This is a genomic window from Dietzia psychralcaliphila (assembly GCF_003096095.1).
Taxonomy (GTDB): domain Bacteria; phylum Actinomycetota; class Actinomycetes; order Mycobacteriales; family Mycobacteriaceae; genus Dietzia; species Dietzia psychralcaliphila.
Genome location: NZ_CP015453.1, coordinates 1,640,724 through 1,666,248 on the forward strand (window position 1 = coordinate 1,640,724; position 25,525 = coordinate 1,666,248).

General features: G+C 70.0%; 22 protein-coding genes. 7 read left to right on the forward strand and 15 right to left on the reverse strand.

Annotated elements, in window-relative coordinates; genetic code table 11:
• Window positions 1–38 precede the first annotated feature (38 nt).
• Window positions 39–872, forward strand: coding sequence for an alpha/beta fold hydrolase (locus A6048_RS07420; RefSeq protein ID WP_107749214.1), 834 nt, complete (start codon window positions 39–41; stop codon window positions 870–872).
• 66 nt (window positions 873–938) lie between these two features.
• Here the strand turns inward: A6048_RS07420 and A6048_RS07425 are convergent, their stop codons facing one another.
• Complete coding sequence (locus A6048_RS07425; protein ID WP_107749213.1) at window positions 939–2,495, reverse strand: fatty acyl-CoA synthetase; 1,557 nt, start codon at window positions 2,493–2,495, stop codon at window positions 939–941.
• Window positions 2,496–2,829: 334 nt separating this feature from the next.
• Here A6048_RS07425 and A6048_RS07435 point away from each other — a divergent pair, with 334 nt between their 5' ends.
• A complete protein-coding gene (locus tag A6048_RS07435) occupies window positions 2,830–3,258 on the forward strand; it encodes a YchJ family protein (RefSeq protein ID WP_107749211.1) in 429 nt (142 codons plus the stop codon).
• Between the two features lie 3 nt (window positions 3,259–3,261).
• Here the strand turns inward: A6048_RS07435 and A6048_RS07440 are convergent, their stop codons facing one another.
• From A6048_RS07440 to A6048_RS07470, 7 genes are all read right to left on the reverse strand, one after another.
• Window positions 3,262–3,804 carry a hypothetical protein gene (locus A6048_RS07440; protein ID WP_107749210.1) on the reverse strand — a complete coding sequence of 181 codons (543 nt, stop codon included), beginning with the start codon at window positions 3,802–3,804 and terminating at the stop codon, window positions 3,262–3,264.
• 57 nt (window positions 3,805–3,861) lie between these two features.
• Window positions 3,862–4,800, reverse strand: a complete 939-nt coding sequence (locus tag A6048_RS07445) for a TY-Chap domain-containing protein (protein ID WP_107749209.1) — start codon at window positions 4,798–4,800, stop codon at window positions 3,862–3,864.
• Between the two features lie 63 nt (window positions 4,801–4,863).
• Window positions 4,864–5,679 carry an NUDIX hydrolase gene (locus tag A6048_RS07450; RefSeq protein ID WP_107749253.1) on the reverse strand — a complete coding sequence of 272 codons (816 nt, stop codon included), beginning with the start codon at window positions 5,677–5,679 and terminating at the stop codon, window positions 4,864–4,866.
• Window positions 5,680–5,740: 61 nt separating this feature from the next.
• The gene (locus A6048_RS07455) at window positions 5,741–6,367 is read right to left on the reverse strand and encodes a TetR/AcrR family transcriptional regulator (RefSeq protein WP_107749208.1); all 627 of its coding nucleotides are present in this window, start codon (window positions 6,365–6,367) and stop codon (window positions 5,741–5,743) included.
• Window positions 6,364–6,822, reverse strand: coding sequence for a DUF3817 domain-containing protein (locus tag A6048_RS07460; protein ID WP_107749207.1), 459 nt, complete (start codon window positions 6,820–6,822; stop codon window positions 6,364–6,366). Before A6048_RS07460 ends, A6048_RS07455 begins: the two co-directional genes overlap by 4 nt.
• 84 nt (window positions 6,823–6,906) lie before the next feature.
• Window positions 6,907–9,453 carry a DEAD/DEAH box helicase gene (locus tag A6048_RS07465; protein ID WP_107749206.1) on the reverse strand — a complete coding sequence of 849 codons (2,547 nt, stop codon included), beginning with the start codon at window positions 9,451–9,453 and terminating at the stop codon, window positions 6,907–6,909.
• Window positions 9,454–9,494: 41 nt separating this feature from the next.
• Window positions 9,495–10,430 carry a PAC2 family protein gene (locus tag A6048_RS07470; protein ID WP_107749205.1) on the reverse strand — a complete coding sequence of 312 codons (936 nt, stop codon included), beginning with the start codon at window positions 10,428–10,430 and terminating at the stop codon, window positions 9,495–9,497.
• Between the two features lie 267 nt (window positions 10,431–10,697).
• Between A6048_RS07470 and A6048_RS07475 the strand changes: the two genes are divergently transcribed.
• A complete protein-coding gene (locus A6048_RS07475) occupies window positions 10,698–11,804 on the forward strand; it encodes a DUF4192 domain-containing protein (RefSeq protein ID WP_107749204.1) in 1,107 nt (368 codons plus the stop codon).
• A gap of 75 nt (window positions 11,805–11,879) precedes the next feature.
• On the opposite strand, the gene galE is transcribed toward A6048_RS07475, so the two are convergent.
• Both galE and A6048_RS07485 read right to left on the reverse strand, forming a co-directional pair.
• Window positions 11,880–12,860 carry a UDP-glucose 4-epimerase GalE gene (galE, locus tag A6048_RS07480; RefSeq protein WP_107749203.1) on the reverse strand — a complete coding sequence of 327 codons (981 nt, stop codon included), beginning with the start codon at window positions 12,858–12,860 and terminating at the stop codon, window positions 11,880–11,882.
• Window positions 12,857–13,546 (reverse strand): iron-dependent transcriptional repressor DtxR, encoded by a 690-nt coding sequence (locus A6048_RS07485; RefSeq protein ID WP_107749202.1) that lies wholly within the window; start codon window positions 13,544–13,546, stop codon window positions 12,857–12,859. Before A6048_RS07485 ends, galE begins: the two co-directional genes overlap by 4 nt.
• A 227-nt stretch (window positions 13,547–13,773) precedes the next feature.
• On the opposite strand from A6048_RS07485, the gene A6048_RS07490 reads away from it, so the two are divergent.
• Both A6048_RS07490 and A6048_RS07495 read left to right on the forward strand, forming a co-directional pair.
• Window positions 13,774–15,006, forward strand: coding sequence for an acetoin utilization protein AcuC (locus A6048_RS07490; protein WP_107749201.1), 1,233 nt, complete (start codon window positions 13,774–13,776; stop codon window positions 15,004–15,006).
• A gap of 63 nt (window positions 15,007–15,069) precedes the next feature.
• A complete protein-coding gene (locus tag A6048_RS07495; RefSeq protein WP_107749200.1) occupies window positions 15,070–17,811 on the forward strand; it encodes a bifunctional acetate--CoA ligase family protein/GNAT family N-acetyltransferase in 2,742 nt (913 codons plus the stop codon).
• Window positions 17,812–18,014: 203 nt separating this feature from the next.
• On the opposite strand, the gene A6048_RS07500 is transcribed toward A6048_RS07495, so the two are convergent.
• From A6048_RS07500 to A6048_RS07515, 4 genes are all read right to left on the reverse strand, one after another.
• Entirely contained in the window at window positions 18,015–18,983 is a 969-nt protein-coding gene (locus A6048_RS07500) for a sigma-70 family RNA polymerase sigma factor (protein WP_107749199.1), read from the reverse strand.
• A 139-nt stretch (window positions 18,984–19,122) separates the two neighbouring features.
• The gene (dtd, locus tag A6048_RS07505) at window positions 19,123–19,566 is read right to left on the reverse strand and encodes a D-aminoacyl-tRNA deacylase (protein WP_107749198.1); all 444 of its coding nucleotides are present in this window, start codon (window positions 19,564–19,566) and stop codon (window positions 19,123–19,125) included.
• Complete coding sequence (locus A6048_RS07510; RefSeq protein ID WP_107749197.1) at window positions 19,563–21,254, reverse strand: DUF7782 domain-containing protein; 1,692 nt, start codon at window positions 21,252–21,254, stop codon at window positions 19,563–19,565. Before A6048_RS07510 ends, dtd begins: the two co-directional genes overlap by 4 nt.
• Window positions 21,251–21,772: a DUF3099 domain-containing protein gene (locus A6048_RS07515; RefSeq protein WP_107749196.1), complete on the reverse strand. Its 522-nt coding sequence runs from the start codon at window positions 21,770–21,772 to the stop codon at window positions 21,251–21,253. The genes A6048_RS07510 and A6048_RS07515 overlap by 4 nt, the downstream gene beginning before the upstream one ends.
• A 58-nt stretch (window positions 21,773–21,830) precedes the next feature.
• Between A6048_RS07515 and A6048_RS07520 the strand changes: the two genes are divergently transcribed.
• Both A6048_RS07520 and A6048_RS07525 read left to right on the forward strand, forming a co-directional pair.
• The gene (locus tag A6048_RS07520) at window positions 21,831–22,076 is read left to right on the forward strand and encodes a DUF3039 domain-containing protein (protein WP_017837712.1); all 246 of its coding nucleotides are present in this window, start codon (window positions 21,831–21,833) and stop codon (window positions 22,074–22,076) included.
• A 109-nt stretch (window positions 22,077–22,185) separates the two neighbouring features.
• Entirely contained in the window at window positions 22,186–23,913 is a 1,728-nt protein-coding gene (locus A6048_RS07525; RefSeq protein WP_235027680.1) for a DEAD/DEAH box helicase, read from the forward strand.
• Between the two features lie 88 nt (window positions 23,914–24,001).
• On the opposite strand, the gene A6048_RS07530 is transcribed toward A6048_RS07525, so the two are convergent.
• Window positions 24,002–25,459 carry an RNA polymerase sigma factor gene (locus tag A6048_RS07530; RefSeq protein ID WP_372450614.1) on the reverse strand — a complete coding sequence of 486 codons (1,458 nt, stop codon included), beginning with the start codon at window positions 25,457–25,459 and terminating at the stop codon, window positions 24,002–24,004.
• Window positions 25,460–25,525 lie beyond the last annotated feature (66 nt).

Sequence of the window (25,525 nt, forward strand, 5' to 3'; positions counted from 1 at the left end):
ACCGGCGGTGATCGACCGGAGAGGCTAGTGTCCGCTCCATGGAACCGCAGAGTATGACCGTCGACATCCCGGTCGGCCGCCTCGATGTCCTGGATTGGCGTCCGGACGGCCCCGTGCGTGGGACCGTGTTGGCATTGCACGGTTTCCCGGAGTCACCGTGGGAGTGGGAGTCTGTTGCCGAGGTGCTGGCGCAGCAGGGTGTCCGGGTCGTCGCTCCGGCACAGCGCGGCTATTCGCCCGGTGCTCGCCCGGACGACGTCGGGGCCTACGCGATCGAGCACCTGAGTTCGGACGCGCTCGCGATCGTCGACAGCCTCGGTCTGGAGAGCGTGCACGTACTCGGTCACGACTGGGGGGCGTCGGTCGCGTGGTGGCTCGCAGCCCATCACCCCGGGCGGGTGGCAACTCTGACGGTGGTGTCCGTGCCTCATCTCTCGGCCTTCGCCGAGGCTCTGGAGTCGGACCCGGATCAGCAGGCCCGATCCGCTTACTTCACGCTGTTCCGCCAGCAGGGAAAGGCCGAGGACGTCCTGCTCGAGGACGGGGCCCACCGGTTGCTGTCGATGTTCGACGGGCAGGTGTCGGATGAGCTGATGGACAAGCATCTCGAGCTGGTCGGCGAGCGGGAGGGACTGACGGGCGCGCTCAACTGGTACCGCGCGATGCGCCGATACGACCTGCCCGACGTGTCTGTTCCCACGACCTACCTGTGGGGTGAGGACGACCCCGCCATCGCGCGCACCGGCGCCGAGGCCACCGCCTCCCGGATGACGGGGGACTACCGGTTCGTCCCGCTGTCCGGGATGGGGCACTGGCTCCCGGAACAGGCCCCCGAGGTGGTGGCCACGGAGGTCCTGGACCGAATCGGCTGACGTCGGAGTCTCCGTCGTCCTCGTCGTCGTCGTCCCTGTCCTCGGCTTGTCGCCGGGGCCCGGGGTTCAGTTCTGGCGGAGTTCCCGCTTGAGGAGCTTGCCCGACTGATTGCGGGGCAGTTCGTCGACAAAGACGACCCGTTTCGGCACCTTGAACGGCGCGAGGTGGGCGCGGGTGCCGTCGATGATCTCGGACTCCGTGGCGTGGGCGTCGCCCCTGAGGACCACTATCGCGGTGACGGCTTCGATCCACTTGTCGTCCGGCGTGCCGATCACGGCGACCTCGGCGACCCGCTCATCCCGGTACACCGCGTCCTCGACCTCCCGCGACGCCACCAGGACTCCACCGGTGTTGATGACGTCCTTGATACGGTCGACCACCTCGATGAACCCCTCGGGGTCACGTACCACCAGATCGCCGGAGTGGAACCAGCCGTCGCGGAACGCCTCCTCCGTGGCCTCGGGCTTGTTCCAGTAGCCCTTGCACAACTGCGGCGAGCGGTAGACCACCTCGCCCCGTTCGCCGTCCGCGACTTCGGCGCCCGTCTCGTCGACGACGCGGGCCTCCACGAAGAACACCGGCCGGCCCGCGCTCGCCGGGCGGGAGTCGTGCTCCTCCGGGCGCAGGACACTGGCGAGGGGGCCGATCTCCGACTGTCCGAAGCAGTTGTAGAACCCGAGTTCGGGGTACTTCTCCCGCAGCCGCTGGAGCACGGTCACCGGCATGATCGAGGCGCCGTACTGGGCCTTTCGCAGACTCGACAGATCCCGGGACTCCAGGTCCGGATGGGAGGCCAGCGGTACCCAGACCGTCGGCGCGAGGAACAGGGACCCGATCCTGTCGGCCTCGACCCTGCGGAGGATCTCCGGGATGTCCGGCGCGGCCATGAGGTGCACCGTCGCCCCCAACGACAGGTACGGGAGCGCGAACACGTGCATCGCGGCCGAGTGGTAGAGGGGCATCGTCACCAGCGGCTCGTCGTCGGCGGTGAGGTCGAGGCCGAGGATGCAGCTCACGTATTCGTGGGTGAGCGCGGAATGGGTCATCATCGCGCCCTTGGGACGTGAGGTGGTGCCCGATGTGTAGAGGAGTTGGGCGAGGTCGTCGCCGGTGGCGGGGGACTCCATCGGCGCGCACGGGGACTCGTCGAGTGCCGAGCCGAGAACCGTGCCCTGGGCGGGCTCCCCTGCGCGGGGCAGCAGTGCGAGGGACCGCAGCTCCGGCATGGTCGCGAGTACTCCCGCCAGGGTGGGAGCCTGTGCCGGGTCCACCAGGACGAGAGACGCACCCGAGTCGGCCAGCAGGTATTCGAGCTCACCGCCGGTCAGTGCGTAGTTGACGGGCACGTGGGTCAATCCCGCCCGCGAGGCCGCGAGGAAGGCGATGAGATAGGCGTCGGAGTTGACCCCGTAGGCGGCCACCCGGGCCCCACGCTCGAGGCCCTGACCGGCGAGCATGGTGGCCACCCGGTCCACCGCCGTGTCCAACGCGGCGTAGGTCCACCGGCGCTCGGCGAAGGTCAGTGCCACCCGGTCAGGGAACCGCGCCGCCGCACGGCGCAGGACGGCATCGATGGTCGCGGAACCCACGGCGGGGCTGAGGGGTCGAGGGGTAGTGGTCATTGGTTCAGCCTAGGGGCGGAGGGCGCGTTCACGGTTCGGCAGTGACGATCTCCAACACCTCTGGGGGGACCGATCCGTTGCTGTCCCGCGGGGTCCAGTGCTCGCTCGGGACCCACTGGGATCCACATCCTCGGCACGCGAACATCGGCTCGCCGCGGCGCTCCACCGGGGTCCTCGTCCACTCGCACAGGTCGCGACAGGAGCGGACCCGTAGTGGGGCGAGGTCGGGATCGGGCTGTCGTCGATCGGAGCGGCGGAGGGCACGGAAGCTGGACATGTCTCCATCGAGGATAACCGGCCGTCGTATGGGTAACGTGGTCGCGGACCCGAGTGGATGGAGGCGGCGGAGTTGAGCGGATGCCCGTGCGGGAGCCAGCGCTGCCTGGATGCGTGCTGCGGGCCGCTCGTGGAGGACGGCGTCCCGGCCGCGACCGCCGAACAGCTCATGCGATCCAGGTACACGGCCTTCGTGCTCGGAAGGCGGGACCACCTCTGGCGCACGTGGCACCCGCGGACCCGACCGGACCAGGTGGAGGTCGGTGACGTCCACTGGACCGGCCTCTCGATCCTCGACGTGGTGGCCGGCGGCGCCGCCGATCAGACCGGGACAGTGGAGTTCGAGGCGCACTACGTCGGGCCCGACGGGCCTGCGGTCATGCGTGAACGGTCGGTGTTCGAGCGCAGAGGTGGGCGCTGGACCTATCTCGAGGGCACGGAACCTGTCGAGGGCACGGAACCTGTCGGGGGCCCGGAACAGTTCTGAGTCCTAGGCGGCAGTCGGGTCTTCCGGCTGGCGGGTCACGGTGACCGATCCGATCGTCCTCGGGGCGACGAGGTCGATCCGCCCGATCCGGTGCCCACGGGGCATCGTCCAGGCGACCATCCCCCGGATCTCCTCACCGGGGAAGCTCAGGACCGACGGTACTAGCGGGTCGTCTATCGTCCCCGCGGGGCTCTCGATCCGCTCGAACGGCCTCCCGGAGGGGTCGAAGGCCGAGAAGTCATCCGGGCCGAGTTCCGGTTGGCCGGACGCCTGCACCACACGGACGTCCACCACCACGACCGCGTCCGAGTACGCGGTGGAGGGCACGATCCGGAGGTTGGACAGGGTCACTGTGGCGTCCCACGATTCTCCGGACACCGGGAACGGCCGATCGAACTGCTGCGACGACGGTAGGGGCCCCGACTGCTGGGCTGTCGGGACCGGGATCGCCCCGGAGTCGTCGTCGCCGAACAGCGATGCCGGCGAACAGGCGGGTGCGGACACGGCCGCGGCCACGATCACGGCAGCGAGGACGGCGCGACGCATGTAGGCGCTCCTGGGGCGAGGTCTCGCACCGGGCCCGTCCCGGCACGATCTCAGATCCTACTGCTCAGCCGGGCCGTGGTCATCGGCGGCGCGCAGGTCACGCCATCGTCTGCCCGCGACCCGGTGCGCGAGATCCGAGTAGACGTCGTCGAGCTCGGCCGAGATCTCGGCCAGTTGGATCTTGAAGTTGACCGGGACGAACACCCGGTCGACGAATTCCGCCTCGGCGGAGATCGTCTTGCCGTCGAACACGTACCGGCACCACAGCGAGTCCCGGTTGAGGATCGCGACCTCTGTCTCCGCGGCAACGGGGTCCTCCACGGAGGAGACCAGCGGGCTGCGGAACACGACGAGGGGAAGCGACCGGTGCGCACGGACGAAGAGCAGGACACACCCGGCGGGAACGGTGAACACGTCGTGTTCGTCGGGTGTGACCCGGCGTTCGTAGACCTCCGAGAGGGCTGTCTCCAGGGCCCGGGTCGCCTCGTCCGGGGTCGCGATGGGCTGAGACCGGAAATCGGCGTCCGCCGGCACGGGGGCACCGGTGTCGACCCGGGCGGGGTCCTCGGGCTCGGACACGTCGTGGAGGAAGACCGGGTGAGGGATCCCGAAGACCCGCTCCATCGTGCCGGCGACCAGGTGTGCCGCCTCCGTTGCGCGGTCGACGGGGAACGTGATGTCCGCGCCCGGCGTCACGGCGCCCGTCGGGGGCCGGAGTCCCCAGCCCAGGGCCCCGAGTTGCTCCAGGCGGACCGGACCCAACGGTGCCGGTGAGTCCTCGGACCCGCCGCCGGAGACCTCCGCGTGGATGCGGTCGGTCCCGAGCGCGGTGAACCGCACGTACGGGGTGCGGGTGGACGGGGAGCCCAGGACGGGTACGGCCAGGTCGAACGTGGCGCCGGGGACGAGGTCACGCAGGAGTTCCGCCAGGCGGGCCGCGAAGCGGTCCCACCCGGCGGCGATCGACGCGTCCACGTCGAACTCGAATTCCGGCATGGTTGGCAGTCAACCACCGCGCAGCCGGGTCCGTGAGGACTTCGAGATGTCCGGCGGGGGCGATCAGCTCCCGGCGGGTGGGTGCCCGGCCTGGTAGTCGGACCAGTACTCGTCCGAACCGTCGAAGCCCACACGCACCCCGCCGCGGTGCTCGATGATCTCCGGCTGGACTGGGGTGATTCTGCGCTCGGCGGCCAGTGCGGCGGCGACATCGGGGAACTCGGCGAGGACACGGAGCTGGGTCCACGTCGGCGGCAGGAGCATGGAGCGGCCCGATCGGAAGTCCTCCAGGAGGTCGACGGGGCGGGCCCACATGGTCAGGTCGACCTCGGTCGTGAGGTCATCGGGTTCCTGTCCCTCCGGGAGCGCGGCGAGGAAGAAGCGGGTGTCGTACCTCCGCGACTCGACCGAGGGGGTGATCCAGTGGTCGTAGGGGCGGAGTCGGCCCGCCGCGAGGGAGAGCCCCTCGTCGGCGAGGAAGCGGCTGAAGGTCAGCCGGTGGCTCTCCAGCTCGCCCCGGCTCGAGTGGTACCGACCGGCGTCCGCGACGGGAGATCCGTCGAGGTGGTCTGCCAGGAGGACGCCACACTCCTCGAATGTCTCCCTCGCGGCCGCGCACACGAGCCGGCGGGCACGCGGGACGTCGCAGTCGAACCGCTCGGCCCACCACTCGGGCTCGGGACCGGTCCACGCGACGTCCGGGTCGTCGTCGGAGGCGTCCACGCCGCCGCCCGGGAACACCGTCATGCCCCCGGCGAACGCCATACCCCGAACGCGGCGCGCGACGAACACCTCCGGTCCGCGGTCGGAATCTCGGATCACCATCACGGTGGACGCGTCTTTGATCGGGCGGGAGTCGGGGTCGTGGCGGTCAGTCATGTAGATCAGTCTCACCCGGCGGGGTGGAGGGCGGTCCGGCGGGGTGGACCGGACGGCACTCTCAGAGCGCAGCGTCGGTGGATACCCGCCGGGCGAGCGCACCGTGCAGGACCCGGTCGACGTGCTCCCGCAGGTCGGCTCGGTGATCGCTACCGGGTGACCGGTCGATCCCCGAACGTACGATGCTCATGTAGAGGACGTCGAAGACGGTCTGGGCGGGGCCGTCGAGGTCCCTCGCCTCGGGTGCCTGTGGCGAATGGCGGGCCAGGATGACGCCGATGATCCCGCGCAGGTCCCGGAGGATGCGCTGCGCCTCCGCACGGTGGGGGCCCGGTTCCCCGAAGAGTGTCTCGCGGTGGTAGGCCACGATGTTCTCCGGCTGGTTCTCGAGCGCGGAGAACAGTGGGTCGCACAGCGTGACAAGGTCCTCGACGGGGTCCCCGGTGTCCGGGACGGTCTCCACCATGGCCCGGAACTCCTCGTTGGCCACCATGCACAGCAGCTCGCCCTTCGACCGGGCGTACCGGAAGAGCGTCCCGGTGCCGACCTCCGCCAGATCGGCCACCTCCTGCGTGGTGACCGACGAGTACCCGTTGCGGAAGAACAGGTCGCGGGCGGCGGCCAGGATCCGACGCTGCTTGTCCGCCTTGTTCAGCTCCCGGCGTCCCGGTTCACGGTCCAGGCTCACGAGAACCACTCGGTGGGCTTGCCCGCCACGAGGAGGAGGGAGAAGACCGCGGCCACCACGACGAGGGTGACGATGAGCGCGACCACCGGGGAACGGAGGGCGAACGCCAGCATGCGCTCCGCGAGGGAGCGGGGCTGCTCGACCCCGGGACCGAGCCGCCAGTTCCCCTCGAGAAGCCCGCGGCGTTCGACCGACCGCTCGAACGGCACGGTGGCGTACGGGATGACCGCGGACGCCAGCCCCAGGACACCGGTGCCGGCGGACCAGCGCTTGTCGGTCCAGACCGCGACCGTCGCCACGGAGTAGCACAGGAAGACGAATCCGTGGATGCTGCCACCGACCGTCGTGGCCCAGTCGAGACCGAACCCGTACTTGCCGATCATTCCCAGGATCAACAGCGTCCAGGTGATCACCTCCGCGAAAGCGAGCCTCTTGTACAGGATGCGGGGGGTCACAGATGTCCTCCAGGGTTCGGGTCGGCGTTCGTCGGTCATCGTACGGACACCGGATCCGCGGCCCGGTTCAGCCTCCCGGCACGTTCACCCGGCGAGGGTCAGCGAGGCGAAGCGGACCTCCCCCGCCTCGTCGCTGGCGCCCAGATCCACCACACCCTCGACGGCCCAGCCGTGGTCACCCTCCGGATCATCGAGAACCTGCCGGACCCGCCAGGTTCCCGGCTCCACCCCGTCACCCGATTCGGTGACGGAGAAGAGGGCGGGGCCACGGGCGGCGGGCCCGGTTCCGATCGCGTCGTACTCGTCCCAGTACGCATCGATCTCGGTGTCCCAGTCGGGATGCTGGGCGACGTCGGCGTCGAGCGCCACGAGCGTGTCGATGTCGTCCCGCGACAGCAGCTCCACCCGGCGGAACATCGCGTTCCGGACCATCACACGGAACGCCCGGAGGTTGGCGGTGACGGGACGGGTGGTGCCGGCCGACTGACCGAAGGCGAGCTCTGCCACCTGGTCAGGGGAGACCTCCGGATCGGTGAGCAGCTCCCACTCGTCCAGCAGGCTCGAGTCGACCTGGCGCACGAGTTCTCCGAGCCACTCGACGAGGTCGTCGAACTCCTCGGTCCTCAGGTCAGCCGGAACGGTCTGTCGCAGTGCGCGATAGGCATCGGTGAGGTAACGCAGCACGGAACCCTCCGACCGGCTGAGCCCGTACGCCGAGACCAGATCGGAGAATGTCATGCCCCGCTCGACCATCTCGCGGATGACCGCCTTGGGGGAGGGCTCGATACCCGCCACCCACGGGTGCCCGGCGCGGTAGGCGTCATACGCGTCGGCGATGAGGTCGCCGAGGGGTGTGGGCCACGAGATGTCCTCGACGAGCTCCATCCGCTCGGAGTACTCCACACCCTCGGCCTTGAGGGCGCCGATCGCCTCACCACGGGCGGCCCGCTGCTGGGCGTAGAGGATCGGGCGCGGGTCGTCGAGAACGGACTCGATCACCGACACCAGGTCCAGGACCGGGGTGGGGGAGTCGGGGTCGAGGACCTCCATGGCCGCGATCGCGAACGGGGCGAGGGGTTGGTTGAGTGCGAAGTCACGCTGGAGGTCGACTGTCAGACGGACGTGTCGTCCGTCGTCGTCAGGCTCCGCCACCCTCTCGACGATGCCCGCGGTCTCGAGCCCACGGAAGAGTTCGATCGAGCGCAGGACGTGCTGCCGGATGCGGGCCCGGGTCTCGTGCGAGGACAGCAACAGGTGCCGCATGTGGGCGTAGCAGCTGCCCGGACGCGAGATCACGTTGAGCAGCATCGCGTTGTTCACCTCGAAGCGACTGGTGAGCTGCTCGGGTTGCGCGCCGACGAGCTTGTCGAATGTGGACCGGGACCAGTTGACGAAGCCCTCCGGCGGCTTCTTCTTGGCCACCTTGGCCTTCTTCTTGGGATTGGCGGCCACCTTGGCCGCGGCTTTGGAGTTCTCCACCTCGTGTTCAGGGGCGAGAACCACCACCAGACCCTCGGTGTCGAAGCCCGCGCGGCCCGCCCGGCCGGCGATCTGGTGGAACTCCCGGGCCTTGAGGACACGCTGCCGGCGTCCGTCGAACTTGGTGAGTCCGGTGAACAGGACGGTCCGGATGGGGACGTTGATGCCGACCCCGAGGGTGTCGGTTCCGCAGATGACGGTGAGCAGTCCGTCCTGGGCGAGTCGTTCCACGAGGCGGCGGTACTTGGGGAGCATGCCGGCGTGGTGGACCCCGATGCCGTGCATGAGCAGCTTGCGCAGGTTCCGGCCGAACGCGGTCGAGAACCGGAAGCCCCCGATCTCGTCGGCGATGGCGGCCTTGCGTTCCTTGGTGGACACCGCCACCGACGTGAGGGCCTGCGCCTGCTCGAGGGCCGAGGCCTGGGTGAAGTGCACGATGTAGACGGGGGCCTTGTCGTCCCGGAGCAGCAGTTCCACCGTCTCGTGGACGCTGTGCAGGGCGTAGTCGAATGTCAGGGGGACCGGCCGCTCGGTGCCCCCGACGAGAGCGCACTCCCGTCCGGTCCTCGTGCGGAGGTCCTCCACCAACCAGTCCACGTCGCCGAGCGTGGCCGACATCAGGAGGAACTGCGTGTCGGGCAGCTCGATCAGCGGGACCTGCCAGGCCCAGCCCCGGTCGGGCTCGGAGTAGTAGTGGAACTCGTCCATCACCACCTGACCGATGTCCGCGGCGGCACCCTCCCGCAGGGCGATGTTGGCCACGATCTCCGCGGTGGCGCAGACGATCGGGGCGTCGGCGTTGACCGCGGCGTCGCCGGTGAGCATCCCCACGTTCTCGGCGCCGAACACCTTGCACAGCGCGAAGAACTTCTCGCTGACGAGCGCTTTGATCGGCGCGGTGTAGTAGCTCCGCACCCCACGGGCCATGGCGGAGAAATGCGCGCCCAGCGCGACGAGGGACTTACCTGAACCCGTCGGGGTGGCAAGGACCACGTGGCTGCCCGCCGCCACCTCGAGGACCGCCTCCTCCTGTGCCGGGTAGAGCGTCAGGCCCTGGGCGGCAGCCCACGCCACGAAGGCGTCGAAGACAGCCTCCTCGTGCAGATCGGAGGGGACGTCGTCGAGGTCGGCTAAGAGTTCGGGCAGATGCACCCGACCGAGCCTAGCCGCCCGGTCGTGCCCACCCGCCCGTGCTAGTGGGCGCGCGGCTCGTCGTCGCCGGTCTGCTCCGCGAGGAACCGCTCGAACTCGGCACCGATCTCGTCACCGGACGGCAGGGGCTTGCCACCGGGGTTGAGCGAGTCGGAGCCGTGACGGGTCTCCATGAACTCGTCGTATTGCTTCTCCATCAACTCCACGGCGGTCCGGATCTCCGGGTTGTCAGAGATCTGCGCGGTGACCTGCGCGGTGAAGTCCTCGGCTGCCGTCTCGAGCTCACCGGACGGCAGATCGAGGTCGGAGATCTGGGCGATGTTGCCGACCAGGTTGAGCACCGCCGCGGGGTAGGCGGTCTGCGACAGGTACTGCGGGACGTGGACGGTGAAGCCCGCGGACGGGATTCCGTGCTCCGCCATCCGGAGTTCCAGCAGCGCGCTCACATTGCCCGGGACCGAGAACTCCCCGGGCCAAGCGGTGAATCCGCGGATCAGCTCGACGTCGCTGGCGTGTGCGCTCGCCTGCGTGGGGCGAGTGTGCGGCACCCCCAGGGGTATGGCGCCGAGGCCGATCGACATCCGGGCCCCGAACGAGCCCGCGAGGTCGATCACGGATTCGGTGAACCCGTCCCACCGCAGGTCCGGCTCGAGGCCGGAGAGCAGGAGGAAGGACGTCCCGTTGGCGTCCTTGACGGCGTGCATCTGGATGGTCGGCTCCGAGTACCCCGCGAAGTGGTCGAACGAGTAACGCACCTGCGGTCGACGCGAGCGGTAGTCGACCAGCTCGTCCGCGTCGAACTCCACGATCAGCTGGGAATCCAGGCTCTCCTTGAGGTGTTCGGTGACGCCCTGGATCGCCTGGCCGGCGTCGGAGAAGCCCTCCAGCGCATGCACGAGCACCGGGCCCTGTCCGGACTCCGAACGCAGATCGGGGACGGGCTCGATCAATCGGTACAGATCGCTGTGCCTGGCCATATCGACTCCTCTCGTCGCGACACCCCGATTCATCCGGTCCGGACCGAAATGGTCGTCCAACCGGGACGGGGTTTCTGCTCTTTGCCAACGACAGCGGGCCGCAGATGATTCCCCACGACCCCCAGGCCTCCACAGCGGGTCGACTCCGGCCGGTTCCTGCGCGGTCTCGGCCATCGGGGTATCCGAAGGTGGATCCGGTGCACCGGCACCCGCGGACCGCCGCCGACAGGGACAGCGGCCGCATGACGACGAGACAGGTGGACGGCGATGACGGCGAACGGACGGATCGGTGGCGACGGGATGGACGACACGACGACGGTGGTGATCTCCTCCCCGGAGGAACTCATCGCGTCGATCCCGGCGATGTTGGGTTTCCCGCCGGGTCCCGGATCGGTGGTGGTGATGTGCGGGCGGACCGCTGAGGGCGGGCAGGGACCGGTCGTCAGGATGGATGTCGACGCCCTGCTCGACGGGGCGGGGGTGTCCGCCGATGGCGTGGGCGACCGGGGCGGTGAGGGGGACGGCCTCCCCGGTGAGGGCGGGTGTGTGCCGATCGTGGGTGACGACGGGCCGGCTCGTGGGTTGGCCCAGTTCTGTTCGAGGGAGGGGGTGTCCGACGTCCATCTGGTGGTGGTCCACGAGGACTGTGCGGACGGGTACTCCGCCGGGCTCCGGGCGGAGGACGCCGCCGCGGCGTTCGAGTACTGGTTGGGGCTGGCCGGCACGCAGGTGGCCGCCGCGTACGGGGTCGGCGAGTTCGCCCGGGGCGCACCCTGGGTCGATCTGTTCGGGATGCTCCGGGGTACCCAGCTGGACCCGGACTCCACCGAGATCGCAGCGGTGTACGCGTACGACGGTCGGATCCGGGCCGGGTCGCGGGGTGAGATCGACCGGCTCTATCTGGCCAGGGATGACGAGGCGTGTGATGTCGATCCGCACGGCCGGGGGCCCGTCCGGCTCGGGGGAACACTCGCCGTGGACCGCGCGGTGGGTGCACATGAGGACGCGGTCCGGCGTCTGGAGGCGGGGGAGGAGCCCGACGACGACGAGTTGGCCCAGATCGGCCGGGGCCTGCTGGACATCGCGGTGCGGGACGAGGTCTACAGACGCCTGGCCCTCCGGGGACTGTGCGATGAGGACGGACGCCGCCTGCTCTGGTGGTCACTCGCGCGCCGTCGGCCCGGACGCGAACGCTCGGTGGCGCTGCTGCTGCTGGGGGCTGCGGCCTACTTCGCCGGCAGCGGGGTCCACGCCCGGTCGGCGCTGGAGGCGGCGGTGACGGCAGACCCGGCGAACTCGCTGGCGCGGCTCCTCCTCCACGGACTCGAGCAGGGACTCGCGCCCGAACGGCTCCGCCGGGTGGCCGCGGCCTGAGGGGCGCGGCCTGAGGGGCGCGGTTCCCACCCGGTCCGGTCGGGGTCCGGGGGACACCTGTTGCGTGGGACCCGGCTACCGCGGGGCGGAGTGCGCCCGATCGCCCAGAGCCGAGGTGAACGCCCAGGCGTCCCGGACGATGGTGCGCAGGTCAGTGCGGGTGGGGCTCCACCCCAACTCGGTGGTCGCCCTCTCGCTGGAGGCGACGAGTACCGCCGGGTCTCCCGCTCTGCGAGGTGCGACCACGTCCGGGATCGGGTGGCCGGTGACCTCGCGGCACACCTCGATCACCTCCCGGACGGAGAAGCCCTCCCCGCTACCCAGGTTGAGCACGCGGTGGACCCCGGCCTGGTTGGACTCGAGGGCAAGCAGGTGGGCGTCGGCGAGGTCGGCGACGTGGATGTAGTCGCGGACACACGTCCCGTCGGGGGTGGGCCAGTCGTCTCCGAAGACCTTGATGTCGGTTCGGTGCCCGAGGGCCACCTGGAGGACCAACGGGATGAGGTGGGTCTCGACGACACGGTTCTCTCCCGCGGGACCGTAGGCGCCGGCCACGTTGAAGTAGCGCAGGCTCGTCGCAGCGAGCCCGTGGGCCGCCGCGTAGGAGGTGATGGCGTGATCGATCGCCAGTTTGGTGGCGCCGTAGGTATTGGTGGGCCGGGTGGGCATGTCCTCGGTGATGGGGACCTGCTCCGGCTCACCATAGGTCGCCGCGGTGGAGGAGAAGACGAGGTTGGTCACCCCGGCGGCGCGCATCGCGTCGAGCAACGCGAGCGAGGTGACGACGTTGCCCTGCCAGTACTCCCCGGGCTTCTCCACGGATTCCCCGACGAGGGAGCGGGCCGCGAAGTGCAGCACCCCGTCGAATCCCGGGTCCAGGACATCACCTGCCAGCGCGGCGACATCACCCTCGATGAACGTCGCTCCCGCGGGGACGCCGGCCCTGTTGCCGGTCGAGAGGTCGTCCAGGATCACGACCTCGTGTCCGCGTTCGACGAGCACCGTCGCGCAGACGCCCCCGACGTATCCCGCCCCGCCGGTGACGAGGAGCTTCACAGGAGGATCTCGACCTGGATCGCGTGCGCGTGGTCGCCGTCGAGCTCCACCGTGTGACCGTCACCGGAGTCGAGCTCCACGAGGTGGCCCCGCCGGGTCGCGGTCACGGTCTTCAGTGGCTCGACACCGTGCGCGCGGAGCTCGGAGATGAGCTCGGTGTCGATCTGGACGTTCTCTCCGATCGCCTGGATGCGGACGCTGTGCGGGATGTCCGTGTCCAGGGCCGAGAGACGGGTGAACGCGGCGTCATCGGCCACCGGGGACGTGTAACCGATGCGGTCGAGCCCTGGTATGGGATTGCCGTACGGGGACGTCCTCGGATCGTCGAGCACCTCGATGAGGCGACGCTCCACGTCGTCACTCATCACGTGTTCCCACCGACACGCCTCGGCGTGCACCTTCTCCAGTTCCAGCCCGATCACGTCGACGAGCAGCCGCTCGGCGAGGCGGTGCTTCCGCATCACGTTCACGGCCAGTTCGCGGCCCGTGGGGGTGAGCTGGAGATGCCTGTCGGGCGCCACGTGCACCAGGCCGTCGCGCTCCATCCGGGCGACCGTCTGGCTCACGGTCGGGCCACTCTGCTCGAGGCGTTCCGCGATCCTGGCCCGGAGCGGGATCACGCCTTCCTCCTCGAGCTCATAGATGGTGCGGAGGTACATCTCGGTGGTGTCCACCAGATCTTTCACGCTGAATCCTCCACGTCGGATCGTCGCAGGTACTCGCTCCCGGTGGGTGACGGCCCCAGCCGGGTTTCGGGTCGAGCCTACCGTCGGGCCTCGAACCGGGGTGGGGGGCGCGCAATCGCCGGTCCGGTTCCGGCCCCGCCGCGTAGATTCATGGGGCGTGCATCTCGGTGATCCGACCGGGTGTGGGCCGCCGGGAGCGTCCCGGTGCGACGGGAGGACGGGTGGCAATGGCCGGTATCCGGGACGGAGTCGCAGCTTCGGTCGTGTGGAGTCCGTCGCTGATGGAGTACCGGCACTCCGCCGATCATCCGATGAGTCCGCGCAGACTCGACCTGACCATGTCCCTGGCCACGGAGCTGGGGGTTCTGCAGGGCGTGGAGATGCTCGACCCCGGTTCGGCGAGCGACGAGGAACTGCTCCGCGTCCACACGTCGCGCTACATCGGCGCCGTCAGGGCGGCCGGGGACCTACCGCCCGGTGAACACTTCGGGATGAGTCACGGTCTCGGCACCGCGGACAACCCGACCTTCCCGGGCATGCACGAGGCGAGCGCCGCGGTGGCCGGGGGCACCCTGGCTGCAGCCCGGGCGATCGCCAGTGGCGCCGCGATCCGGGCGGTCTCCGTGGCGGGCGGCATGCACCACGCCATGCCCGCCGCCGCAGCCGGATTCTGCGTCTACAACGACGCCGCGGTGGCCATCAGCTGGTTGCTGGACAACGGGTACGACCGCATCGCCTACGTGGACATCGACGTCCACCACGGTGATGGTGTCCAGACAGCCTTCTACGAGGATCCCCGTGTACTGACCATGTCGCTGCACCAACACCCCGCGACGCTGTGGCCGTCGACGGGCTGGGCATCGGAGACGGGTGTGGGCCGGGCGGAGGGGACCGCGGTGAACCTGGCCTTCCTGCCGGCGGTCACCGACGGGCTGTGGCTGCGCGGTTTCCACGCGGTGGTCCCGGGGGCCCTGCGGGCCTTCGAACCCCAGATCATCGTGATGCAGGCAGGGTGCGACTCGCACCGGGAGGACCCGCTCGCCGACCTGTCCCTCACGGTCGACGGGCACCGGGAGTCCTACCTCCAACTGATCGCGCTGGCGGACGAGCTCTGCGAGGGGCGGATCATCGCGATCGGTGGTGGGGGTTACGAGCTGGTCCGGGTGGTCCCGCGCTCGTGGACCCATCTCATCGCGGCGGTCCTCGGGGTCCCGGTCGATCCGGAGACCCGGGTGCCGGAGGAGTGGAAGGCCATGGCCGCCCGGTTCACGGTGCCGGACCGGGTCCCGCAGACGATGAGTGACGGCGGCGACGCCGCGCACACGCCGTGGGAACCGGCCGGCGCGGATCGTGGTGGCGAGATGGACCGGACGTTGGCCCGTCTCGACCAGTCGATCCTCGACACCCGCCGCTCCGTGTACCCCCTTCTCGGGCTCGACCCGGACGATCCCCGGGACTGACCACACCGCACCCGCGCAGCAGGCGCCCCACGACTCACGACTGTTGTCTCTTGGAGGACCACGATGGCCAACCCCGGCGACGGAACGACCGACGGCGACGCCCCCGAAGGCGACTCGCCAGTCGTCAACCCGCCCGAGCACGCCTCCACCGACACGGCGGTCGACGTCTATCCGGAGGGCTATCCGCACGAATGGGCGGCTGATGTACTGGGCTCCGACGGCCGAGCGGTGCGGATCCGGCCGGTGCTGCCCAACGACTCGGACAAGATCACCCGCTTCCACTCCAGCCTCTCGGAGCGGACCCGGTACCTGCGCTACTTCGGTTCCCACGACGTGCTGTCGGCGAAGGAACTGCAGCGGATGACGAACGTCGACTACCGCGACCGCATGGCGTTCGTCGCCGAGCTGGGCGCGGAGATCATCGGGATGGCGATCTACGAACGCCTTCCCGACTCCACGTTCGCCGAGGTGGCGTTCACCATCTCGGACCAACACCAGGGCCGGGGGCTCGGTTCGATCTTCCTCGAACACCTCGCGGGCTCGGCTGCCGAGTGCGGGATCGACCACTTCGAGGCGGAGGTGCTCTCGGAGAACCGGTCGATGATCCAGGTGTTCCGCCGGGCGGGGTACGAGATATCGCGCTCCTTCGACGGATCCACCCTGCACCTCGAGTTCGCGATCGACCCCACCGAGGCGTTGACCAACGTCCGCAACTCCCGCGAGTCGGCGGCCGAGGCGCGGAGCCTCGCCAGGGTCCTGACGCCCGCGTCGGTGGCCGTTATCGGCGCCTCGGACCAGGTCGGCAAGATCGGCCACACCGTCCTGCGCAACCTCATCGGAAACGGGTTCTCCGGTCCGGTCTACCCGGTCAACTCCGATGCCACGTCCGTGCAGTCGGTCCGCGCCTACGCCAGCGTCCGCGACATCCCGGACCCGGTCGACCTCGCCGTGGTGGCGGTCCCGGCCGCGTCCATGTCCGAGGTGCTCGACGACTGCCTGTCCAAGGGGGTGTCGACCCTCGTCGTGATCTCGGCCGGCTTCTCCGACGTGGGGAGTGCGGGCGTGGTGTCCGAGCGTCGCCTGGTGAGCGAGGCCCGCGCCCACGGGATGCGGGTGGTGGGGCCCAACGCCCTCGGGGTGATCAACACCTCCGCCGACGTCCAGCTCAACGCCACCCTCGCCGAGGTGGTCCCCGGGCCGGGGCGGGCGGGGTTCTTCTGCCAGTCCGGTGCCCTCGGCATCACCATCCTCGCCGCCGCCGCGCGCCGCGGCCTGGGCCTGTCCACCTTCGTCTCGGCGGGAAACCGTGCCGATGTCTCCGGTAACGACCTGCTCCAGTACTGGGACACGGACACCGGGACCGAGGTGGTCCTGCTCTATCTGGAGAGTTTCGGTAACGCCCGCAAGTTCTCGCGGATCGCGCGCCGGGTGGCCCGAAACAAGCCGGTCGTCGTGGTCCGCCGGGCCGCCGACGACCTGGAATCGGGAGTGCAGGGTCTCACCGCGTCGGCCATCCGCGGACTGTTCCGCGACTCCGGCCTCATCCAGGTGGACTCCATCACCGACATGTTCGACACCGCGACGCTGCTCGCCTATCAGCCGCTGCCGGCGGGCGGGCGGCTGGCGATCGTCGGGAACTCGACCGCCGTCGGCCGGCTGGGTGGGGATTCCGCGCGGCTGCAGGGATTCACCGTGGCGCAGTCGGTCGACCTGGGTGCAGGGGCGTTGCCCGAGGACTTCCGGGCCGCGATAGCCGACGTGGTGGCCCGCGACGAGGTGGACTCGGTTCTGACGGTATTCGTCCCACCCGTCGCCACCGAACCCGACGCCTACGCCGAGGCCATCCGGGCCGCCGCGGCGGGCAGTTCCAAGCCGGTGGTGAGTACCTTTCTCGCCGGAGAGGGCCTTCCCGAGGGGCTCACCATCACCGACGAGTCCGGCGTGGCCTCACGGGGTTCCATCCCCTCGTACCCGTACCCGGAACGTGCGGTGTCCGCGCTGGTGCGCGCCCGACGCTATGCCGAGTGGTTGGACCAGCCCGCGGAGGAACCGGCCGGGTACGACGACATCGACCGCGCTCGCGCGCGGGACCTCGTCGACTCGCTGTGCCACTCCAACGCCGGGAGGGAGTCGTTCGAACTCACCCAGGGGCAGGTCCGGAGTCTGTTGGAGTGCTACGGGGTCGGCATCGTCGACTACCGTGTCGCGGCCGGGGTCGAGCAGGCCGCCATGGCGGCCGAGGAGCTCGGCTACCCGGTGGCGGTCAAGGCGATGGGCGAGAAGTGGCGGACCCGTAGTGACCAGTCCGGGGTCCGGCTGGATCTGACGGACGCGGCGGCGGTCCGTCACGCGTTCGACGACCTCCAGACGACCACCGGCTCGCGATCGCTCCACGTCCAGAAGATGGCGACCAAGGGCGTCGCCGTGACCATCCGGGTGGCGGACCACCCGATCTTCGGGTCGCTCATCTCCTTCGGCCTGTCCGGGATGCTCTCGGACCTGCTGGCCGATCGCGCGTTCAGTACGCTGCCGATCTCCCGGTCCGAGGCCCGGTCGCTCCTCGACCGACCGCGGGCGGCTCCCATCCTCGACGGGTACGCGGGGGACACCCCGGCTGATCGCGATGCCCTGGTGGAGCTCATGGGCCGGATCTCGTGTCTGGTGGACGACGTTCCGGAGTTGCGACGGCTGTCCCTCGACCCCGCGCTCGCGGCCCCCGACGGTGTGTCCGTGTTGTATGCGCAGGTGTACCTGGGCCCGCCCCCGCGGTTCAGCGGCGACGAGGGGCCGCGGCGACTGAGGTAGGGCCCGACTGCGGGGCAGCGGCCCGGTGGCCCGACTGCAGGGCGGCGGCTCGACTGCGGGGCAGCGGCCCGGTGGCCCGACCGCGGGGCAGCGGCCCGACGCCCGGTCATGACCACGACGACGCCCCGGCTCCCGAGACGGGTGCGAACCCGTCCGACGAGGAGCCGGGGCGTCGTGGTGTGCCCGTCCGGTCCGACCGGACCTCAGACCGCGTAGGAGCGGAGCTTGTCGGCGCGGCGCCCCTCGCGGAGTTTGGCCATGACCTCACGCTCGATCTGACGGACTCGCTCACGCGAGAGCCCGAAGCGCTTGCCGATCTGGTCGAGGGTCCGCGGCTGGCCGTCGTCGAGACCGAACCGCAGGGTGATGACCTGCTGCTCGCGCTCCTCGAGCGTGGACAGGACCGCGCGGACGTCCGAGTGCATGACGTTGGTGACGACCGTGTTCTCGGCACTGGTGGCCTCGGCGTCCTCGATGAAGTCACCCAACGGCGCCTCCTCGTCCGCGCCGACCGGCATGTCGAGGCTCACCGGGTCACGTGAGTGGTCGAGCAGCTCCTCGATCTTGTGCGCGGCGATGCCCGACTCCTCCGCGAGCTCGTCGAGGGTGGCCTCGCGCCCGAGCTGCTGGTGGAGCTCCCGCTTGATGCGGGCGAGCTTGTTGACCTGCTCCACCAGGTGAACGGGGAGCCTGATGGTGCGGGACTGGTCGGCCATGCCCCGGGTGATGGCCTGGCGGATCCACCACGTGGCGTAGGTCGAGAACTTGAAACCCTTGGCGTAGTCGAATTTCTCCATGGCCCTGATCAGGCCGAGGTTGCCCTCCTGGATGAGGTCCAGCAGCGGCATACCGCGCCCCGTGTAGCGCTTGGCCAGTGAGACCACCAGGCGCAGGTTGGCCTCGAGGAGGTGAGCGCGTGCGGCTTCACCCTCCGCGACGATCACCTTGAGGTCGGCCTTCTTGGTGGGGCCCATCCGCTTCTTGGTGGCCAGGAGGTGCGTGGCGTAGAGACCGGCCTCGATACGCTTGGACAGCTCGACCTCGTCCTCCGCGTTGAGCAGAGCGGTCTTGCCGATCCCGTTGAGGTAGACGCGAACGAGGTCAGCGCTGGGGCTCTGGCCGTCCGAATCCGCCTCCGTCCGACGGTCCGATCGGGTGGTGGCTGACGTCATGTCTCCTCCTCCTGCCGGCCCGGTGGATCAGAGCCGGCGGTCGGTTGCTGGTGGACGGAACGGGCGCGTGTCCGGGTCACGGTCACGTACTGCTACAACGGCGGTGGTGCCGGGAATGTTCCCGGGTCCATGACGTCCGTCACGACGGTGTGGAGACCGAGGTCTCGACGAGGACGGTGAACGGGCCGTCGTTGACGGAGCTGACCTGCATCATCGCGCCGAACACCCCGGTCGCCACCTCGAGCCCGCGCTCACGGAGTCCACGTACCACCGCGTCGACCGCGGCCTCGGCCCGCTCCCCGGGGGCCGCGCGAGACCATGAGGGTCGGCGCCCCTTGGTCGTCGATCCCATGAGGGTGAACTGACTGACCACCAGGACGGGCGCGCCGATCTCGACCGCGCCCTTCTCGTCGCGCAGGATCCGCAGCTCCGCGATCTTGCGGACCATCGTGGTGATGTCCGCCTCGTCGTCGTCGTTCGACACGCCGAGCAGCACCAGCAGACCGGCGCGGGGGAGAGCGCCCACCACCTCGCCGTCCACCGTGACCGACGCCTCGGTGACACGGGAGATCACCGCTCTCACGCGTCGGCCCGCCCCTCGGGGTGGGCGGTGTGGACGCCGGGCGGGAGCACGCCGGGAACCCCGACGGGGACGAGGAAACCGTGCAGGAACAGATCGGCCGCGACCCTGCGGACGGGCTCCGCCAGCGCCTCCGGGTCCTCACGCGCGCCCGCGGCGGCCAGGACGACCAGATCCTCCAGCGGAAGCGCGCCCATTCGCGCACCCCGGAGGAGAGTTGCCGTCAGCGGATCGATCTCGTGGCGCCAGCGCGCGCCGGTGACCCGCTCCACGATCACCGAGCCGGCAGCTGCCGTGGACCCGGATCCGTCGTCCTCGGACTCGCCTGTACCCGGATCGCCCCAGCCCGACTCGCCTGTACCCGGATCGCCCGAGCCCGAGATCCTCCTGCCCGGACCACCGGTGTCCGGCGCCAGGGACTCCGAGACGTGCAGATGGACGTCGGGGGAGACCGTGAAGACCGTCGCGTCCAGGGCCTGCGCCTGCCCGCCCTGCCGATCCGCAGCCGCTCTCAGCCACGCGGTGCGCGCGAAGTAGGCCTCGGCCTCGTCCCCGAGCCCCCCGTCGAAGGGGTGGGTGAGGTCCTCACAGAGCACCGACGAGGCTCCGTCGATGCGTCGCAGGTAGACGTAGCCGAACCCGATCCCGTCGATGCCCTCGTCCTCGAAGTGGTCGAGCCAGGCGTCCGCGGCGCGGGCGGTGGACTCGTCCCGCGGGTCCATCCCCTCATCGGTGAGCCACGTCCACACGTAGAGCTCCGGGTCGGAGGTGTCGCGGCGGAGTACCCAGGCCTCCACGCCTTCGGCGGGGATCCACGACGACACGTGGGACCGCCAGTCCGTGTCCCGTCGCTCGACCCAGGACGCCAGGATGACCGCGGTGCCGTTCTCCGTCAGGTGCTCTGGGGCGCCGGACACGACCGTCCGGCTCGCCCCGTCGAGAGCGAGCCCCGACTCGCGATACGAGTGGCCGGGGTCGGAGGGACCCACCACAAAGGGCGGGTTGGCCACGATCCTGTCGAATCGACGGTTCCCCACGGGCTCGAACCAGGGGCCGGCGAGCAGTTCCCCGTCCAACCCGTTGATGGCGAGCGTGGCGGCCGCCAGTTCCAGGCACCGCGGCGTGATGTCGGTGCCCGTCGCCGTTCTCGCGGTCTCGAGTGCGTGTACGAGTTGGATTCCGCAGCCGGTGCCGAGGTCGAGTACCGAGTCCGCGTGAGAGGTGGGGGTGATCCGGAGGAGGGACAGCGTGGCCTGCCCGACCCCGAGGACGTGGTCGGGCCTCGTGGTGGCGTGGACCATTGACCCGTCGACGTCCGCGAAGACCCAGCGGGTCCCGTGACCGGTGTCGACCGGGCGCAGGTCGACGATCGAACGGAGCGTTCCCTCCGGCGGGTTCGGACGCCACCACAACCCGGCGGCGATCCCGTCGCTGACGGGCACGCCCGGCAGCGCCGCCGCGACCTCGGTCTCGAGGAGGGCGTCGCCCAGGATGAACAACCGGACCAGGATCCCGGTCGGCCCGGCGGAGCGGGCACGTCTGCGGACGGACGCCGCGTCCGAGCGGGCGAGCGCCGCGACCGCCTCCGCCCCCAGGGCGTCCTCCAGTCCGGTCACCGTGAAGTGGCAGTCGCGGAACGCCTCCGCCAGGGCCGGCGCGAGCCGGGCGAGTGTGGGGACGGGCAGGGTCACGGGGCGGGGTCGCTCTCGTCGGGTCGGTCGGAGTGGTCGGGGGTCTCGGGGGCAGTTCTCTCAGAGACCGAGTTCTCGCGGGCCGGGTTCTCACGCGGTGGGTTCTCACGGGCCGGGTTCTCACGGGCTGGGATCTCGCGGGGTGGGGATTGGCGCGCCGGACCTCCCACGAGCCCCGGCGGCACGGCGTAGGGGGTGTGGTTCGACAGGGCCCCCGCGGTGTATCGACGAGCCTGGCCCTTGGGCAACGGCGGCCTGTCGTTGGCGCTGATCACCGCGATCCAGGGGATCGGTATGGAGCCCGCGACGATGGCCAGTGCGATCCACGGGTTGTTCCAGAGAGCGAGGGAACCCGCGGCCAGGAGAAGCGCCGGGATCCGGATGGACATCAGGAGGAAGTACCGCTTCTTCCGCGCCGCGAGCTCGTCCCGGTAGGGCTCCCGTGCGGCGGTGATCAGAACGGGCTTCGCGGTGCCGTCCCGATCCTTGGACCGCTTGCGACGGGAGTCGGGTGCCATGGCCCCCAAGGTACTCCGGCGTTGGCGCACCGACGGTGGCGTGCGGCATCATGAGGGGGTGAGCACCACCCGGACCAAGACACTAGAGCGCCCCGAGGTCACCACGACCGAGGAGACGCAGGACGACGCCCCCAAGTTCTTCCATTACGTGGACAAGAGCAAGATCGCCGAGAGCGCGGTCATGGGCTCCTACGTGATCGCCCTGTGCGGCGAGGTTTTCCCGGTCACCCGGTCCGCCAAGCCCGGTTCCCCCGTCTGCCCCGAGTGCAAGCGCGTCTACGAGACCCTGAAGCCTGGTGAGTGAACCCGGCACGGTCCCGGGCACCGACGAACAGGCCGCAGACTCCACCTCCGCGGCGGCCGGGGGCGCGCCGCTGCGCGCATGGCAGCGGACCGCGCTGCGCAAGTACCTCATGGCCCGGCCGAAGGACTTCCTCGCCGTGGCCACCCCCGGCGCCGGAAAGACGACGTTCGGTCTGCGCGTGGCCACCGAGCTCCTTGCCGACCGGACGGTCGACGCGATCACCGTGGTGGCCCCCACCGAGCACCTCAAGTACCAGTGGGCCGAGGCGGCGGCGCGGGCCGGAATCGCGCTCGATCCCGAGTACTCCAATTCTTCGGGCGCCCTCGCACCGGAGTACCACGGAGTGGTGGTCACCTATGCCCAGGTGGCGTCACATCCGTTCAAGCACCGCGAACGGACCGCGTCCCGCCGCACGCTGGTGATCCTCGACGAGATCCACCACGGCGGGGACGCCAAGAGCTGGGGAGACGGCATCCGCGAGGCGTTCGACGACGCCGAGCGTCGTCTCTCCCTGACCGGCACGCCGTTCCGCTCCGACGACAGCCCGATCCCGTTCGTCACCTACGAACCCGACGGCCAGGGCCACCAGCGTTCCAGGGCCGACCACTCCTACGGGTACGCCGACGCGCTGGCCGACGGTGTCGTCCGGCCCGTGGTGTTCCTCGCCTACTCGGGAGAGGCCCGGTGGCGCACCAACGCCGGCGAGGAGTTCTCGGCCCGTCTCGGTGAACCGCTCAGTGCGGACCAGAACTCCCGCGCCTGGCGGGTGGCACTCGACCCCCACGGCGACTGGATGCCCGCGGTGCTCCAGGCAGCACACACCCGACTCCGGCAGATCAGGGCCGGCGGAGTGCCCGACGCCGGAGGGCTGGTGATCGCCACCGATCAGGAACGCGCACGCGAGTACGCTGCGCTGCTCACGGAGATCACCGGGCGCGCCCCCGTCGTCGTCCTCTCCGACGACCCCACGGCCTCGAGCCGGATTGGCACCTTCGCCGCCTCGACGGACGAGTGGATGGTCGCGGTCCGCATGGTCTCGGAGGGCGTGGACGTGCCGCGGTTGAGCGTGGGGGTGTACGCCACCAGCGCGTCGACCCCCCTGTACTTCGCCCAGGCCATCGGCCGTTTCGTCCGCTCACGCAGGCCCGGGGAGACGGCGTCGGTGTTCCTGCCGTCGGTCCCGGTCCTGCTGCAGCTCGCTTCGCAGATGGAGGCCCAGCGCGATCACGTTCTGGGCAAGCCGCACCGTGAGGACGGGCTCGAGGACGAACTGCTGGCGCAGGCGAACCAGCAGCAGGACGAGCCCGACTCGGATGACGAGGACAAGGGATACATCTCGCTCGGCGCCGATGCCGAGCTCGACCAGATCGTGTACGAGGGGTCCTCGTACGGCACCGCCACGTTTGCCGGGAGCGAGGAGGAGGCCGACTACATCGGTCTCCCCGGGCTGCTCGGCGCGGACGACGTCAAGGCACTCCTGCGTCAGCGGGAGAAGAACCAGATCAAGCGGACGTCCGGCGAGGCGTCCTCGGCACCCGGAGCGGTGGCGGTGGTGGGCGTGGGAACGGACCCGACCATCTCCGGCACCACCCTCCCCGGGAACGCCGCCGGTCCGGGCGCCCACGCGGGCGCCGCCGCCGATCGCGTGGCCTCCGCGGCAGAACTCAAGGACCTCCGCCGTCAGCTCAACACGCTGGTGTCGGTGTACTCGGGCCGCCTGGGCAAGTCCCACGGCGCGATCCACACGCAGTTGCGGAACTCCTGCGGTGGTCCGCCGGTGCCCATGGCGTCGGCAGAACAGATCCGGGAACGGATCTCGCTGCTGCGTAGCTGGTGAGATCAGGTGGAGGCGCCCGCCCCACCCCGCACACGAGACCGGGCCCCGTCGATCACGACGGGGCCCGGGTGCGTTCTACGGCGGGAGATTAGTCCAGGTAGTCCCGAAGGACCTGGGAGCGGGACGGGTGCCGCAGCTTGGACATGGTCTTGGACTCGATCTGACGGATGCGCTCACGAGTGACCCCGTACACCTGACCGATCTCGTCGAGCGTGCGCGGAAGCCCGTCGGTGAGGCCGAACCGCAGACGGACGACTCCGGCCTCGCGCTCGGAGAGCGTGTCGAGCACCGAGCGGAGCTGGTCCTGCAGGAGCGTGAAGCTCACGGCGTCCACCGCGACCACGGCCTCGGAGTCCTCGATGAAGTCGCCGAGCTGCGAGTCACCCTCGTCGCCGATGGTCTGGTCCAGGGAGATGGGCTCGCGGGCGTACTGCTGGATCTCCAGCACCTTCTCCGGGGTGATGTCCATCTCCTTGGCCAGCTCCTCCGGGGTGGGCTCGCGGCCCAGGTCCTGGAGCAGCTCACGCTGGATGCGGCCGAGCTTGTTGATGACCTCGACCATGTGCACCGGGATACGGATGGTGCGGGCCTGGTCGGCCATCGCGCGGGTGATCGCCTGACGGATCCACCACGTCGCGTACGTGGAGAACTTGTAGCCCTTGGTGTAGTCGAATTTCTCGACAGCGCGGATCAGTCCGAGGTTGCCCTCCTGGATGAGGTCCAGGAACGCCATCCCGCGGCCCGTGTACCGCTTGGCCAGCGACACCACGAGCCGGAGGTTGGCCTCCAACAGGTGGTTCTTGGCGCGGACACCGTCGCGCTCGATCCAGCGGTAGTCACGCTTCTGCGCGGTGGTGAGCTTCTCGCCGCGCTCGGCGACCTGGGAGATGAACCAGGTGACGTAGAGGCCGGCCTCGATGCGCTTGGCGAGCTCGACCTCCTCCTCGGCGTTGAGGAGCGCGACCTTGCCGATCTGCTTGAGGTAGGCGCGGACCGAGTCGGCGGACGCGGTGAGCTCGGCGTCCTTGCGGGCCTGCCGCAGTGCCTCGGACTCGTCCTCGTCCCAGACGAAGTCGCCCGACGCCTTGTCCTTGGCGGTGGGCCCCTCCTTGGTCTCCTCGTCGGCCTCCGTGTCATCGACGTCGACGACCTCGACCTCGACGTCCTCGAGTTCGGCGGTGTCCGGCTCGACCTCGAGAGCCTCGACGGGCGCGTCGTCGATCGGAGCTGCATCGGTAGGCGCGGAATCGCCCGGACCGGCGGTCTTCTTGGCCGCGGTCTTCTTCGCCGCCGTCTTCTTGGCCGCGGTCTTCTTCGCCGGAGACGCCTTCTTGGCCGCCGTCTTCTTGGCGGGAGCGGCCTTCTTCGCAGGTGTCCTGCTCGCCGCGGTCTTCTTGGCGGGGGCCTCGCCCGTGACCTCGGTGTTCGACGGATCGCCGCTCATCGCGGAATCCGAACTGGTGGTCTTCGTGGCTGCCACAAACGCCCCTTCACAACCGGTAAATCGATGGGAAACGGGGATCGATGCCGCATAGTCTGCCGACACTCGAGCCGTCCGCCTTGCGGTACCGGGCCCGTCCCCGGCCGGTAGGTGATCCCGGCCTGCGCCATT